This is a genomic window from Novilysobacter selenitireducens (assembly GCF_020026895.1).
GTDB classification, from domain to species: Bacteria; Pseudomonadota; Gammaproteobacteria; order Xanthomonadales; family Xanthomonadaceae; genus Lysobacter_C; species Lysobacter_C selenitireducens.
In genome coordinates this window covers 235351-248417 of sequence record NZ_JAINZW010000004.1, presented here as the reverse complement: position 1 = coordinate 248417, position 13067 = coordinate 235351, and the positions used below count along the sequence as shown (strand labels likewise).

General features: G+C 70.1%; 17 protein-coding genes, 1 tRNA gene and 1 pseudogene. 12 read left to right on the top strand and 7 right to left on the bottom strand.

The window, feature by feature from the left end; translation table 11 throughout:
• Positions 1–48 precede the first annotated feature (48 nt).
• The 11 genes from ccmA to K6753_RS10255 all read left to right on the top strand — a co-directional run bounded on the left by ccmA (position 49) and on the right by K6753_RS10255 (position 8890).
• Positions 49–693: a heme ABC exporter ATP-binding protein CcmA gene (gene ccmA / locus K6753_RS10305; protein WP_223676353.1), complete on the top strand. Its 645-nt coding sequence runs from the start codon at positions 49–51 to the stop codon at positions 691–693.
• A 38-nt stretch (positions 694–731) separates the two neighbouring features.
• A complete protein-coding gene (ccmB, locus tag K6753_RS10300; protein WP_223676484.1) occupies positions 732–1376 on the top strand; it encodes a heme exporter protein CcmB in 645 nt (214 codons plus the stop codon).
• 76 nt (positions 1377–1452) lie between these two features.
• Complete coding sequence (gene ccmC, locus K6753_RS10295; RefSeq protein ID WP_223676352.1) at positions 1453–2202, top strand: heme ABC transporter permease CcmC; 750 nt, start codon at positions 1453–1455, stop codon at positions 2200–2202.
• Positions 2199–2369 (top strand): heme exporter protein CcmD, encoded by a 171-nt coding sequence (ccmD, locus tag K6753_RS14845; RefSeq protein WP_223676351.1) that lies wholly within the window; start codon positions 2199–2201, stop codon positions 2367–2369. The genes ccmC and ccmD overlap by 4 nt, the downstream gene beginning before the upstream one ends.
• A complete protein-coding gene (gene ccmE, locus K6753_RS10285) occupies positions 2366–2860 on the top strand; it encodes a cytochrome c maturation protein CcmE (RefSeq protein ID WP_223676350.1) in 495 nt (164 codons plus the stop codon). Before ccmD ends, ccmE begins: the two co-directional genes overlap by 4 nt.
• Before the next feature lie 48 nt (positions 2861–2908).
• Positions 2909–4843, top strand: coding sequence for a heme lyase CcmF/NrfE family subunit (locus K6753_RS10280; RefSeq protein WP_223676349.1), 1935 nt, complete (start codon positions 2909–2911; stop codon positions 4841–4843).
• Positions 4840–5424 (top strand): DsbE family thiol:disulfide interchange protein, encoded by a 585-nt coding sequence (locus K6753_RS10275; protein ID WP_223676348.1) that lies wholly within the window; start codon positions 4840–4842, stop codon positions 5422–5424. Before K6753_RS10280 ends, K6753_RS10275 begins: the two co-directional genes overlap by 4 nt.
• Before the next feature lie 35 nt (positions 5425–5459).
• Positions 5460–5894 carry a cytochrome c-type biogenesis protein gene (locus K6753_RS10270; RefSeq protein WP_223676483.1) on the top strand — a complete coding sequence of 145 codons (435 nt, stop codon included), beginning with the start codon at positions 5460–5462 and terminating at the stop codon, positions 5892–5894.
• Entirely contained in the window at positions 5894–6919 is a 1026-nt protein-coding gene (locus K6753_RS10265; RefSeq protein WP_223676347.1) for a tetratricopeptide repeat protein, read from the top strand. Before K6753_RS10270 ends, K6753_RS10265 begins: the two co-directional genes overlap by 1 nt.
• A 67-nt stretch (positions 6920–6986) precedes the next feature.
• Positions 6987–8123, top strand: coding sequence for a homoserine O-acetyltransferase MetX (gene metX / locus K6753_RS10260; RefSeq protein ID WP_223676346.1), 1137 nt, complete (start codon positions 6987–6989; stop codon positions 8121–8123).
• Between the two features lie 173 nt (positions 8124–8296).
• Positions 8297–8890 (top strand): cysteine dioxygenase family protein, encoded by a 594-nt coding sequence (locus K6753_RS10255; RefSeq protein ID WP_223676345.1) that lies wholly within the window; start codon positions 8297–8299, stop codon positions 8888–8890.
• A 30-nt stretch (positions 8891–8920) separates the two neighbouring features.
• Here the strand turns inward: K6753_RS10255 and K6753_RS10250 are convergent, their stop codons facing one another.
• Positions 8921–9103 carry a hypothetical protein gene (locus tag K6753_RS10250; RefSeq protein ID WP_223676344.1) on the bottom strand — a complete coding sequence of 61 codons (183 nt, stop codon included), beginning with the start codon at positions 9101–9103 and terminating at the stop codon, positions 8921–8923.
• Positions 9104–9203: 100 nt separating this feature from the next.
• Positions 9204–9290: transfer RNA gene (locus K6753_RS10245), tRNA-Leu, on the bottom strand.
• A gap of 113 nt (positions 9291–9403) precedes the next feature.
• On the opposite strand from K6753_RS10245, the gene K6753_RS10240 reads away from it, so the two are divergent.
• Positions 9404–10192: an NRDE family protein gene (locus K6753_RS10240; RefSeq protein WP_223676343.1), complete on the top strand. Its 789-nt coding sequence runs from the start codon at positions 9404–9406 to the stop codon at positions 10190–10192.
• Between the two features lie 217 nt (positions 10193–10409).
• Here the strand turns inward: K6753_RS10240 and K6753_RS10235 are convergent, their stop codons facing one another.
• From K6753_RS10235 to K6753_RS10215, 5 genes and pseudogenes are all read right to left on the bottom strand, one after another.
• Positions 10410–10877: a hypothetical protein gene (locus K6753_RS10235; protein ID WP_425492106.1), complete on the bottom strand. Its 468-nt coding sequence runs from the start codon at positions 10875–10877 to the stop codon at positions 10410–10412.
• Positions 10847–11047 carry a PspC domain-containing protein gene (locus K6753_RS10230; protein ID WP_223676342.1) on the bottom strand — a complete coding sequence of 67 codons (201 nt, stop codon included), beginning with the start codon at positions 11045–11047 and terminating at the stop codon, positions 10847–10849. The genes K6753_RS10235 and K6753_RS10230 overlap by 31 nt, the downstream gene beginning before the upstream one ends.
• A 41-nt stretch (positions 11048–11088) precedes the next feature.
• Positions 11089–11478, bottom strand: a pseudogene (locus tag K6753_RS10225) (GDSL-type esterase/lipase family protein); the annotation flags it as partial.
• Positions 11479–11490: 12 nt separating this feature from the next.
• The gene (locus K6753_RS10220) at positions 11491–11790 is read right to left on the bottom strand and encodes an SGNH/GDSL hydrolase family protein (protein WP_223676341.1); all 300 of its coding nucleotides are present in this window, start codon (positions 11788–11790) and stop codon (positions 11491–11493) included.
• Positions 11791–11965: 175 nt separating this feature from the next.
• A complete protein-coding gene (locus K6753_RS10215; RefSeq protein WP_223676340.1) occupies positions 11966–13066 on the bottom strand; it encodes a class III poly(R)-hydroxyalkanoic acid synthase subunit PhaC in 1101 nt (366 codons plus the stop codon).
• Between the last annotated feature and the right edge of the window lies 1 nt (position 13067).

Genomic DNA, 13067 nt, shown 5'->3' with positions numbered 1-13067 from the left:
CCGCCGCCCGGTAGAATCGCCGGTCCCGAATCGACCCGGCCGCATCCGTTGCCCCACGCCGACCACCCCGCCCCGCCGCTGCTGGACGTCAAGGGCCTGCGCTTCTCGCGCAATGACCTGCCCGTGTTCGGGCCGCTCGATTTCGCGGTGGACGCCGGCGAGGCGCTGCTGGTGCAGGGCGACAACGGCGCCGGCAAGACCACCCTGCTGCGCGTGCTGATCGGCCTGCTGCGTGCCGACGACGGGTCGGTCGACATCGATGGCGAACCGGCGAGGCCCGCCCGCCGCGCCCGTGCCATGGCCTACCTGGGCCATTTGCCGGGCCTGAAGGCGGACCTGGGCGTGCTGGAGAACCTGAATTTCCTGTGCGGCCTGCACGGACGCCGCCGCGCCCAGTTGCCCGAGCACGCATTGGCAATGGTCGGGCTGGCCGGCTACGAGGACGCGTTGCTGCGCCAGCTGTCGGCCGGGCAGAAGAAGCGGCTCGGCCTGGCCCGGCTGTGGCTGTCACCGGCGCCGCTGTGGCTGCTGGACGAGCCCTACGCCAACCTCGACCTGGACGGCATCGAACTGGTCAACCGCATGGTGCAGGCGCAACTGCGTGCCGGCGGCGCGGCGCTGGTGACCACGCACGGTGCGTATGCGGCACCACCGGTGCGGACACGGACGCTGGTGCTGGAGAAGCTGTCTTGAGCGCCGCCCCCACTCTGCTGTCCACCGCCCGCGCGCTGATGGCCCGCGACGCCCGGCTGCTCTGGCGCCGCCGTGGCGACTCTCTGCAACCGGCGCTGTTCGCGTTGCTGGTGGTGGTGCTGTTCGCGCTGGCGCTGGGCGGCGAGCGCGACGCGCTGGCGTCCTCGGCCGGCGCGGTGCTGTGGGTCGCGGTGCTGCTGGCCGGCCTGCTGTCTCTCGATACCCTGTTCCGCGGCGACGCCGAGGACGGCTCGCTGGAGCAATGGATGCTGGCGCCGGTGCCGCTGGCGTGGCTGGTGGCGGTGCGCACGTTCATGCACTGGGCCACCACGTCGCTGCCGCTGCTGGTCGCCACGCCGGTGCTGGGCGAGCTGCTGTACCTGCCGCGCGACCAGCTGGGCCTGTTGCTGGTGGGGCTGGCGCTGGGCACGCCGCTGCTGAGCCTGCTGGGCTCGGTGGTCGCCGCGCTGACGGTCGGGATGCGGCGCTCCGGTATACTTGTCGCCCTGCTGGCGCTGCCCCTGTACGTCCCCGTGCTGGTCTTCGGGGCCGGCAGTATCGCGGCTTCGGCACAGGGACTGGACCCCACCGGTGCGCTGCTGCTGCTTGCGGCGGGACTGGTGCTGACGCTGGTGCTGGCACCGCTGGCGGCCGCGGCGGCGATACGGATCGCGCTGACCTGATACCCCGGCCCTCGGCGGCCGCAGACGAGCCCCCTCATATCGCTCCCCTGCACTGCGCGGGAGCGGGCCAAGAGCAATGAATCCACTCCTGCGCTGGTTCCACAAACTCGGATCGCCGCCCTACTTCGACCGCTTCGCCGCGCGCTGGGCGCCGTGGGGCTACGGCCTTGGGTTCCTGGTGATGGCGGTCGGCCTGTACGGCGCCCTGTTCGCGGTGCCGGCCGACTACCAGCAGGGCGACAGCTTCCGCATCCTCTACATCCACGTGCCCAGCGCCTGGATGAGCATGGCGGTGTTCGGGCTGATGGCGGTGTACGCGGCCATCGCGCTGATCTGGCGGATCAAGCTGTGCGAAATCCTGGCCATGGCCTGCGCGCCGATCGGTGCCGGCTTCACCCTGGTCACGCTGGCGACCGGCTCGATCTGGGGCAAGCCGATGTGGGGCACGTGGTGGGACTGGGACCCGCGCCTGACCACCGAGCTGATCCTGCTGTTCCTGTACCTGGGCGTGATCGGCCTGTACAGCGCCATCGACGACCGCCGCGCCGCCGCGCGCGCCGCCGGCCTGCTGGCCATCGTCGGCGTGGTGCTGCTGCCGGTGATCCGCTATTCGGTGGTGTGGTGGAACTCGCTGCACCAGGGCCAGACGATCCGCATGTTCGGCGAGTCCTCCATGGACGCCAGCATGGTCTGGCCGCTGGCGTGGATGGTCATCGGCACCAAGCTGTGGTTCCTCGGCGCGCTGCTGGCGCGCGCGCGCGCCGACAACCTGCGTCGCGAAGCCGGCAAGGCTTGGGTCACCGAGGCTCAGGGGGCGTCGCGATGAGCTACCTGGAATACGTGGTCGCCGCCTATGTCGTGTTCGTGGTGGTGATGGCCTACGAGTTCATCGCCCCACGCCTGCAGATCAAGCGCGCCCAGCGCGCCGCCCGCCAGCGCACCGCCCGCACCGCCCCGCGCCCGGGCATCAATCCGAACGAGTTGACCCGATGAACCCGACCCGACGCCGCCGCCTGATGTGGATCCTCGCGCTGGTTGCCGCCGCCGGCATCGCCGCGACGCTGGTGGCGATGGCGCTGCAGCGCAACGTCGCCTACCTGTACACGCCCAACGAGGTGCTGAGCGGCGAAGCCGGGCCACAGGTCGGCGACGGCACGGCGCGATTCCGGCTGGGTGGCATGGTCGCCAAGGACTCCTTCGAGCGGCCCAGCGGCTCGATGGAAGCCCGCTTCCGAGTGACCGACGGCGATGCCGAGCTGCCCGTGTCCTACACCGGCATCCTCCCGGACCTGTTTCGCGAGAACCAGGCGGTGGTCGCCACCGGCCGCATGCAGGGCGACGTGTTCGTCGCCGAAGAGCTGCTGGCCAAGCACGACGAGACCTACATGCCCAAGGAAGTCGCCGACAAGATGGGCCAGGCGCACCGCAAGCACGACGTGGATGCGCCGGATGCCGACCCGGCAACGGGCGGGGCCGGCTACTGATGGCAGCGTCTTTCGTGCCTGCCCCGACGAATCCGGAGACAGCTGCCGATGCTGCCTGAGCTCGGCCAGGTCGCCCTGGTCCTGGCCCTTCTGGTGGCGCTGCTGCAGGCGGTGCTGCCGCTGGCAGGCGCGCATCGTGGCGTGGCCCCGTGGATGGCGGTCGCGCGACCGGCCGCGTACGCGCAACTGGCGCTGGTCGCCCTCGCCTACGGGCTGCTGACGCACGCGTTCATCACCCAGGATTTCTCCGTCGGCTACGTCGCCCAGCACAGCAACACGCTGCTGCCGACGATCTACCGCATCACCGCCGTGTGGGGCTCGCACGAGGGCTCGCTGCTGCTGTGGACGCTCGTGATCGCGCTGTGGACGGCGGCGGTCGCGCGGTTCTCCCATTCGCTCCCCGCCACGGTGAGCGCCCGCGTGCTGGGCGTAATGGGCGTGGTCGCGGCGGGCTTCCTCGCGTTCCTGATCTTCACCAGCAACCCGTTCGCGCGGCTGCTGCCGGCCGCGGTGGAGGGGCGCGACCTCAATCCGCTGCTGCAGGACCCGGGGATGATCATCCACCCGCCGATGCTGTACTTCGGCTACGTGGGCTTCGCGGTGTCGTTCGCCTTCGCCATCGCCGCACTGCTGGACGGCCGCGTCGACGCGCGCTGGCTGCGCTGGACGCGGCCGTGGACGAACGTCGCCTGGGGCTTCCTGACGCTGGGCATCGCGCTGGGCAGCTGGTGGGCGTACTACGAGCTGGGCTGGGGCGGCTGGTGGTTCTGGGACCCGGTCGAGAACGCCAGCTTCATGCCGTGGCTCGCCGGCGCGGCGCTGATCCACTCGCAAGCGGTCACAGAAAAGCGTGGCTCGTTCCGAAGCTGGACGCTGCTGCTGGCCATCGCCACGTTCTCGCTGTCGCTACTGGGGGCGTTCCTGGTGCGCTCGGGCGTGCTGACCAGCGTGCACAGCTTCGCGGCCGATCCCTCGCGCGGGCTGTTCATCCTGGTGTTCCTGGGCCTCGTCATCGGCGGCTCGCTGCTGCTGTACGCACTGCGCGCGCCATCCACGCTCAACGACGGCAAGCCGTTCGCGCCCGCCTCGCGCGAGACGCTGCTGCTGGCCAACAACCTGTTGCTCACCACCGCGTGCGCCATGGTGCTGATCGGCACGCTGTACCCGTTGCTGGCCGACGCGCTGGGGCTTGGCAAGATTTCGGTGGGCCCGCCGTACTTCGCGCTGATGTTCATCCTGCTGATGGCGCCGCTGGTGCTGCTGGTGCCGTTCGGCGCGCTGACGCGCTGGCAGCGCGAGCAGGCGTCCAGGCCGCTGGCGATGCTGGCACCGTGGCTGGTGGTCGCCCTGATCGCCGGCGCAGGCGCGTTCTTCCTGGCGCCGCAGGGCGCGTGGAAGGTGGCCGCGGGCATCTTCGGTGCGGTGTGGGTAGCGGGCGGCACGCTGCGCTTCGTGTGGTCGCGCCTGCGCGCCAACGGCCGTTTCACCCCGGAAATGGCGGGCATGATCCTGGCGCACCTGGGCATCGCGGTGTTCCTGGTCGGCGCGCTGCTCACCGAAGGCCTCAACCGCCAGCGCGAAGTCGCGGTGGCGCCGGGCAACCACGTCACCCTGGGCGACTACCGGTTCCGCTTCGACGGCGTGGACAAGGTCCAGGGCCCGAACTTCCTGGCCGACCGCGGCACCGTCACGGTCTTCGACGGTGAGCAACGCATCGCGGTCATGCACCCGGAGAAACGTGCCTACGCCGCTGGCGGCCAGGTCATGACCGAGGCGGCGCTGATCCCCGGCGTCACCCGCGACCTCTACGTCGCGCTCGGCGAGCCCCTTGGCGACGGCGCTTGGGCGCTGCGGGTGCACGTCAAGCCGTTCGTGCGCTGGGTCTGGGCCGGCGCGCTGCTGATGATGCTGGGCGGCTTCGTCACCGCCACCGACCGCCGCTTCCGCAAGCCGATCGCCACCGAACCCGAGCCTTCGCGATGACCGAGCCCACGACCGCCCGTCCGTCCCTCGCGCGCTGGCTGCCGTTGCTGGTGGTGGCCGCGCTGGGCGTGCTGCTGGCCGCTGGCGTCTGGATGAGCCGCAACCCCGGCCGCGACGCCCTGCCCTCGGCGCTCATCGACCGCCCGGCGCCGGAATTCTCCCTGCCGCTGCTGCACGAGCCCGGCCGCATGGTCACCGGTCAGGACCTGCGCGGCGCGCCCTACCTGCTCAACGTCTGGGGCAGCTGGTGCCCGGAGTGCCGGGTCGAACACCCGGTGCTGACGCGCTTCGCCGAGACCAAGCGCGTGCGCGTGATCGGCTACAACCTCAAGGACGAGCACGGCGAGGCGCTGCGCTGGCTGGAGCAGTTCGGCAACCCGTACTGGATGGTGCTGGTGGACCCGGATGGCCGCGCGGCCATCGACTGGGGCATCTACGGCGCGCCGGAAACCTTCCTGGTCGACGCCAACGGCGTGGTGCGCTGGAAGCACGTCGGCACCATCACCGACGAGATCATCCGCGACGAACTGTTGCCTGCGCTGGACACCGTCGAACGCATCCCGACGGAGCAGTCGCTGTGAGCCCGATCCGCGCCGTCCGACGTATGTACCTCGCGATGCTGGCCGTGTGCGCATTGCTCGCGCTGGCGACGGTGCCGCTGCAGGCGATGGCGCAGGCCAACGCCGACCCGGCGCCGCTGCAGTTCACCGACACCGCCGAGGAGCGCCGCTTCCACGACCTGGTCGCCGAGCTGCGCTGCGTGATGTGCCAGAACCAGTCGCTGGCCGACTCCGACGCGCAGATCGCGCACGACCTGCGCCGCGAGGTATTGGAGTTGATGCAGTCGGGCCGCTCGGACGACGAAATCAAGGACTTCCTGGTCGCGCGCTACGGCGAGTTCGTGCTGTATCGGCCGGAACTCAAGTCCAACACCTGGCTGCTGTGGTTCGGCCCGGCGCTGGTGTTGCTGGCCGGCGGCGTGGCGGTGGTCCTGGCCGTGCGCCGGCGCGGCGCGCGCGTGGTGCCTGAAGACGACGGGCAGGAGTGGTGATGGCGCTGTTCGCACTACTGGCCGCGCTGCTGGCCGTCGCCGCGCTGGCATGGGCGACCTCGCCGCTGTGGCGGCAGGCGCGCGTGCCGGGACTGGCCGCGGTTGCGCTGCTCGCCGTCCTCGCCGGGACGCTGTACCTGGTGGTCGGCAATCCCGACGCGCTCGACCCCGCCAAGCGCCGGCCGCCGGAGACACTGCCCGAAGCGATCGCCAGCCTGGAAGAGGCGCTGGAGCGCGACCCTTCGCAGGCCGAGGGCTGGCGCCTGCTGGCGCGTGCCTACGCCGCCGAGGCCCGCACGAATGACGCGCGCGACGCGTTCGCCCGTGCTGTCGCGCTGGCGCCCGACGATGCCGACCTGCTGGCCGAGGCCGCCGAATCGCGCGCGCTCGCCTCCGACAACCGCCGCTTCGACGACACCGCCATCGACCTGCTGCAGCGCGCATTGCAGGTGCAGCCGATGCACCAGCGCAGCCGCTGGTTCCTGGGCATCGCCCAGCGCCAGCGCGGCCAGCATGCCGAGGCCGCGGCCACGTGGGAGCCGTTGCTCGCCATCGTCGACCCCACCACGGCCGCGCCATTGCGCGAACAGATCGATATCGCCCGCAAGGAAGCCGGCTTGTCGCCCCTGCCGGCGGCGGTCGCGGCGGTACCTGCGCCGGATACAGCGGCCGAGCGCGGCCCGGGCATCACCGTCAGTGTGTCGCTCGATCCGCAACTGGCGATGAGGCTTCCCGAAGGCGCCGTCGTGTACGTGATCGCGCGCCAGACCGAAGGCCCGCCGATGCCCGTGGCCGTCGAGCGGCTGCCGGTGTCCGCGTTGCCGACAGTGGTGACGCTCGACGATGGCGACAGCCCGATGCCCACGCTCAAATTGTCCCAGCTCGACACGGTGGAGGTCGTTGCGCGTGTGTCGGCCAGCGGCGATGCGGCTGCGCAGGCCGGCGACTTCACGTCCGCGCCGCTGCACGCCGCGACGGGCGCCGATTCGCGCGTCGCGCTGTTGATCGACCAGGTGGTGCGCTGATCCCGTTGGCCCGACGAGGCACAATGCCGGGCCCGTACTGCCACGCCGCCAGAAGGATCCGCCCGGCATGACCGAATTCATCCCGCCCGGTACCCGTTTCGTCGCCCTGCCCGATCCGTTCCCGATGCGGCGCGGTGACGCGCTGCATGGCGCACGGGTGGCGTACGAGACCTGGGGCGCGTTGAATGCGGCCCGCGACAACGCGGTGCTGATCCTGACGGGCCTTTCGCCCGACGCGCACGCCGCCGCCAACGAGTCCAATCCCGAGCCGGGCTGGTGGGAGGCCATGGTGGGCCCGGGCAAGCCCATCGACAGCGACCGCTGGTTCGTGGTGTGCGTCAACTCCTTGGGCAGCTGCAAGGGTTCCACCGGCCCGGCGTCCATCGACCCGGCCACCGGCGCGCCCTACCGGTTGTCGTTTCCCGAACTCTCGATCGAGGACGGCGCCGAAGCCGCGCTGTGCGTGCTGCGCGAACTCGGCATCGAGCGACTGGCGTGCGTGATCGGCAACTCGATGGGCGGCATGACCGCGCTGGCGTTGCTGGTCCGCCACCCCGGCATCGCACGCAGCCACATCAACATCTCCGGCGCGGCACGTGCCCTGCCGTTCTCCATTGCGATCCGCTCGCTGCAGCGCGAGGCGATCCGGCTGGACCCGCAATGGAACGGCGGCGACTACGACGACGACCAGTACCCCGAATCGGGCATGCGCATGGCGCGCAAGCTGGGCGTGATCACCTACCGCTCGGCACTGGAGTGGGACGGCCGCTTCGGTCGCGTGAGGCTGGATTCGGACCGCGCCGACGACGAGCCGTTCGGGCTGGAGTTCGAGGTCGAAAGCTACCTGGAAGCCCATGCCCGTCGCTTCGTCCGCCGCTTCGACCCCAACTGCTACCTCTACCTGAGCCGCTCGATGGACTGGTTCGACGTGGGCGACTACTGCGAGCGACGCGGCGGCCCGAGCGAAGGCCAGACCCGCGCCGGTCTTGCAAAGATCAGCGTGGAGAAGGCGCTGGCCATCGGCGTGCATACCGACATCCTGTTCCCGCTGCAGCAGCAGCAGGAGATTGCCGACGGCCTGCGCGACGGTGGCGCGGATGCCCGTTTCCTGCCTCTGGAGTCGCCGCAGGGCCATGACGCGTTCCTGGTCGACATCGCGCGTTTCGGCCCGGCGGTGCGCGGGTTCCTGGACGGATTGGCCTAGATTTCATCCTTCCGGGGTTTAGCCCCTCCCCCTGCCTGCAGGGGGAGGTTGGAAGGGGGTGCTCTTGCAGCGCGTCGCTCAAATGCCCCCTCCCCAGCCCTCCCCTGCAGGCAGAGGAGGGAGCAAAAGCACCCATCCGGCAGCCGGCGCCGCACCCGCGTAAAATCCCCGGCATGAACGCCGCCGCCCTGCCCGACATCGACTTCCCCGGCCACGACAAGCTGGTCCATGCGCTCGACCAGGCCGTGTCCGCCGGCGACGAACACGCCGTCACCTCCGCACTGCGCAACACCCTGTGCCGGATGATCCGCGACCGCGACGTCAGCCTGCCGACGTGCGTGTTCGACCCGATCGACGACCACTACGCCCGCCGCGAGATCTACCGCAGTCCTGAGCTGGGCTACAGCGTCGTCGCGATGACGTGGGGCCCCGGCCAGGGCACGCCCGTGCACGACCACTGCGGGTTGTGGTGCGTGGAAGGCGTGTGGGACGGCGAACTCGAGATCACCCAGTACGAACTGCTGGAGCGCGAGGGCGACCGTTTCCGGTTCCGTGCCGCCGGCGGCATGGTCGCCGGCCCTGGCAGCGCGGGCAGCCTGATCCCGCCGCACGAGTACCACACCATCCGCAACACCCGGCAGGACGCGGTCGCCGTGTCCGTGCACATCTACAAAGGCCCGATGCAGGCCTGCTCGATGTTCGTCCCCGAGGACGGCGAGTGGTTCGCGCGCGTCGACAAGTGCCTGCCGACGGACGAAGCTGCGTAAATCGCCGAGTCGCCTTGGCGACGCTCCCGATCAGTCGGGGCACCGCGCCGGGATGAACGGGGACACCGGGTCGCTGGCGGGGAACGTTTCCTCCAGCGCCTCGTCCTGCAGCTCGTTTTCGTGCGCCTTCTGCGCCGGGGTGGGTGGCGCGGCGGGCGCGTCGCAGCCCTTGTTGCCGTCGATCGGTGGATCCTTGCGGTCCTGTCCGGCCATGTCGATGTCCTCGGTTCGGAGGCCATCGACGCTAGGCGCCTGCGCGTTACCCACGCGTGCACCGGGCATGAAGAAGCCCGGCATCGCCGGGCTTTCGTCATGGTGCCGGAGGTGGGACTCGAACCCACACGCTTTTAAGGGCGGCGGATTTTGAGTCCGCTGCGTCTACCGATTCCGCCACTCCGGCGCGGCCGCGCAGTATAGCCGAGCGCGGCGGCGGCGCCATCGCCCACGCGGCCGGCATGGCCGTGTCGGGCGTACCGGTTCGGCCGGGATGCGAACCGCCGCTAGGATGCCGCCATGTGCCTGATCGCCGTCGCCTGGAAGGTCCACCCCCGGTTCCCGCTGGCCTTGATCGCCAACCGCGACGAGGCGCATGCGCGACCGACCGCGGCCGCGGGGTTCGATGCACGGCATCCCGACGTATATGGCGGACGAGACCTGGCGCAGGGAGGTGGCTGGCTGATGGCGTCCACGCGCGGGCGGCTGGCCGCCGTGACCAATGTCAGGACCGGGCCGCGACCATCCGATGCACCGCGCTCGCGTGGCGCGCTGGTCCGCGCCTTTGTTGCCGATGGCGAAGTAGCTGCAATGCCGTGGCTGGCATCGCTGATGCCGACCGCACCGACGTACGGTCCCTTCAACCTGCTGGCGTGGGACGGCGAGGCACTGGGGTTCGCAAGCAACCATCCCGAGCCGGACTTCACGGCCGTCGCGCCGGGAACGCATGCGATGTCGAACGGCGCATTCGATGCAGCATGGCCCAAGAGCACGCACGCAACCCGGGCGCTGGATGCGTGGCTGGCTTCACCCTTGGCGGAAGGCGCCATGGACCGTGTGGCACTCGCACCCCTGCTGGATGCGTTGGCCGACACGACCGTGGCACCGGATACTGCGTTGCCGGATACTGGCGTCGGGCTGGCGCTTGAGCGGGCACTATCCCCGCCCTTCGTAGTCGGGCAGGACTATGGAACGCGTTGCAGCACGGTGGTGCTGGTGAAGGATTCGGCCATCACCTTCGTGGAGCGGCGTTTCGGCCCGGAAGGCGTGGTGTTGGGCGAGTCGTATGAGCGGCTGCCCCGCCCATAGCGCGTTGGCGACGCCCAAGGCGCGCACAAGAAAGAAGGCTCAGTCTTCGAGGTTTGAGCCTCGGGTGGCTGAGCCTTCCGCGCCAGAGCTGTTTCAGTCGGACTTCCGTCGTTGCGACATCCATCGTCCTGGTTTTTCTCTGACGGTTACGAATCCTACCCATCGCCGCGTTACCCGCCGATCAAGGTTTCGTAATCCTTCCGCTGGCCGCCCGCATTCAGCCGGGCCAAGGCCACCAGCCGCGCCCCGTGGCGGCATATCGGTCGGCGGCGCGCTCGAAGCGGTTGCGCACGCTGATCCCGCCGCATAGCAGGTACACGGGCAGGAAGAGCGGACCCAGTGTCATGTACTGGTACACGTGCGCGCGCTCGTGGTCGGCCAGGTTGATCGCGTCCTCGCGCGCGTGGCCGGCGCGGTGCGCGTAGGTGCTGCACGGGCAGTCCAGGTCGGGGCCGGTATGCAGGATGACGTTGCCCAGCGTGATCGCCCCGCCCGGCCCCCACGGCCAGTGCTGGAACACCAGCGCGCGCTCGCGCCGGCTCAATCGGGCACGGGCGCCAAGCGGAATGCCCGCGACGCCCGCCAGCAGGCCGAGCAGTGTGTTGGGCGCGGTCCACGCCACGCCGGCGGCCAGCAGCGCGGCGCGGGCCGGGCTCAGGCGCCCTCTTCCGGCATCAGCAGCCACAGCAGCAGGTACACGATGATGCCGGGGAACGCCGCGGAGGCGATGGACACGATCACGAACAGCACGCGCAGCAACGTGGAATTCCAGCCGAAGCGCCGGGCGATGCCACCCATGACGCCGCCGATCATGCGGTCGTGGCGGGATCGGACGAAGGGACGGGCTGCGGTCATGTGGAGCGGCTCCTCGGGGGGGAGCACAGGAGTCTAGCCAGTCACCGTGATGGCGACGTCGCATCCGGCAGGCTGTCCAGCCACGTCCCCACGACGTCCGCCCACACGACGTAACCGGCTGCGTTCATGTGCAGGGCGTCGTCGAGGAACAGCTCGCCGCGGGGCTGGCCGTTCGCATCGAGCATCGGCGTGTGGACGTCGAGGAACGCCACGCCGGGCGTTTCCCGCGCGTACTCGCGGATCGCCTGGTTGGCCGCCTGCATGGCGGGCTGCAGCGTGGCCCGCGACGGGCTGGGCTTGATCGCGATGAACGCTACGCGCAGGTCCGGCTGCCTCGACCGCACGCGCTGGACGAACGCCTTGAAGTCGGCGGCGACCTGCGCCGGCGTGCGGCCTTCCGCCAGGTCGTCGTCGCCCGCGTACAGGGCGACGGCGCGCGGACGCTATGCGCCCACGATGCGGTGGGCGTAGTGCACCGAGTCGCGCACGCGCGAGCCACCAAACCCCCGGTTGATCACGCCGGCTTCCGGAAAGTCGCGCGCCAGCGTGTCCCACATGCGGATGGACGAGCTGCCGACGAACACGACGCCGCCTTCGGGTGGTGGCGAGTGCCGGTCACTCGCCTCGAACGCGGCGATGTCGGGCTCCCACCGGGCGATATCCGGGGGGGCGCGGTGGTCGCTGCAGTTGCGACCGGATGTGGGTCGCGAACCAACGGTTCGGCCGGAGGCGTCGCCGCGCATGCGCCCAGAACGCACGCGGCAAGCATGGCGACGAAAGGAACACGCCACGACTGGCGAACGCCGTAGCCGCTCCAATTGGACCGGCGCACGAACGTCACTGGATCCCTGCCTTCGCGGGGCTGACGGATCGGGACATGTCGCGCGTTCCGGAGCCCGTCACTGTCGCGTGCACGCCCTACCCCGCCCGTTGCGCCAGCCAGTCGTGGATGGCCTGCGGCACCTCGCGCTGCGCCCGGCCGGAGACGTAGATGCCGATGTGCCCGCCGCGGAACGACAGCTCGCTGTAGTCGTCGCTGCCGACCAGCCCGCCCAGCGCCTGCGACGACGCCGGCGGCACCAGGTGGTCCTGCTGCGCGAAGATGTTGAGCACCGGCATGTCGACGTGCGCCAGGTCCACGGGGCGACCGCCGATGTGGATGCCGCCCCGGACGAAGCCGTTGCCCTGGTAGAACTGCTTGATGAACTGGCGGAACGCCTCGCCGGCCTGGTCCGGGGAATCGAAGATCCACTTCTCCATCCGCAGGAAGTCCTCGATGGCCGCTTTGTCGTCGAGGATGTCGACCAGCCCGACGTACTTCTGCACGAACAGGCGCCACGGCTTGAGCGTCAGGTAGCACATGTTCATCAGGTCGGCCGGGACGTTGCCCAGCGTGTCGACGAACAGGTCCACGTCCAGCCCCTGCGTCCAGTTGGACAGCATGTTGTCCCCGGTGTGGAAATCCACCGGGGTGACCATGGTGATGAGGTTGCGCACCTTCGACGGGTTGAGCGCGCTGTAGCACAGCGAGAACGCGCCGCCCTGGCAGATGCCCAGGACGTTGACCGCATCCATCCGGTAGGTGCGTCGCAGGTGGTCGACGCCGCCGCCGATCCACCGCTGGATGTAGTCGTCGAGCTCGAGGTAGCGGTCGGAGCGGTCCGGATACCCCCAGTCGAGCACGTACACGTCCTCGCCGCGCTCCAGCAGCCCCCGCACGATCGATTTATCCGATTGCAGGTCGACCATGTAGGGCCGGTTGACCAGTGCGTACACGATCAGCAGTGGCACCTTGGCCGTCGGCGCGCGGCCACCGGGCAGCGTGTCGCCGCGGAAGCGGTACAGCACGACCTTTCCGTCACGCCAGACTTCCTCTTTTTCGGTCGCGCCGTAGTCGACGTCGTCGACGCGCGGCAGCGTCTCCAGCCCGGCTCGCAGCTTGGCCTGCAGCGCCATCGCCTCCTTCGCCAGGGTGTCGGGGGTAAAGCCGATGGGTCCGTTGAGGTCGATGCCGTTCATG

What these genes read in the sequence shown, in the direction of transcription:
- K6753_RS10250 (WP_223676344.1), bottom strand. Translation starts at nt 9,103, where the DNA reads ATGGCCGGACAGGACCGCAAGGATCCACCGATCGACGGCAACAAGGGC.
- ccmD (WP_223676351.1), top strand. Translation starts at nt 2,199, where the DNA reads ATGAGCTACCTGGAATACGTGGTCGCCGCCTATGTCGTGTTCGTGGTG.
- K6753_RS10270 (WP_223676483.1), top strand. Translation starts at nt 5,460, where the DNA reads ATGCTGGCCGTGTGCGCATTGCTCGCGCTGGCGACGGTGCCGCTGCAG.
- K6753_RS10220 (WP_223676341.1), bottom strand. Translation starts at nt 11,790, where the DNA reads ATGCGCGGCGACGCCTCCGGCCGAACCGTTGGTTCGCGACCCACATCC.
- ccmB (WP_223676484.1), top strand. Translation starts at nt 732, where the DNA reads ATGGCCCGCGACGCCCGGCTGCTCTGGCGCCGCCGTGGCGACTCTCTG.
- K6753_RS10280 (WP_223676349.1), top strand. Translation starts at nt 2,909, where the DNA reads ATGCTGCCTGAGCTCGGCCAGGTCGCCCTGGTCCTGGCCCTTCTGGTG.
- K6753_RS10215 (WP_223676340.1), bottom strand. Translation starts at nt 13,066, where the DNA reads ATGAACGGCATCGACCTCAACGGACCCATCGGCTTTACCCCCGACACC.
- K6753_RS10240 (WP_223676343.1), top strand. Translation starts at nt 9,404, where the DNA reads ATGTGCCTGATCGCCGTCGCCTGGAAGGTCCACCCCCGGTTCCCGCTG.
- K6753_RS10230 (WP_223676342.1), bottom strand. Translation starts at nt 11,047, where the DNA reads ATGACCGCAGCCCGTCCCTTCGTCCGATCCCGCCACGACCGCATGATC.
- K6753_RS10275 (WP_223676348.1), top strand. Translation starts at nt 4,840, where the DNA reads ATGACCGAGCCCACGACCGCCCGTCCGTCCCTCGCGCGCTGGCTGCCG.
- metX (WP_223676346.1), top strand. Translation starts at nt 6,987, where the DNA reads ATGACCGAATTCATCCCGCCCGGTACCCGTTTCGTCGCCCTGCCCGAT.
- K6753_RS10265 (WP_223676347.1), top strand. Translation starts at nt 5,894, where the DNA reads ATGGCGCTGTTCGCACTACTGGCCGCGCTGCTGGCCGTCGCCGCGCTG.
- ccmE (WP_223676350.1), top strand. Translation starts at nt 2,366, where the DNA reads ATGAACCCGACCCGACGCCGCCGCCTGATGTGGATCCTCGCGCTGGTT.
- ccmC (WP_223676352.1), top strand. Translation starts at nt 1,453, where the DNA reads ATGAATCCACTCCTGCGCTGGTTCCACAAACTCGGATCGCCGCCCTAC.
- K6753_RS10255 (WP_223676345.1), top strand. Translation starts at nt 8,297, where the DNA reads ATGAACGCCGCCGCCCTGCCCGACATCGACTTCCCCGGCCACGACAAG.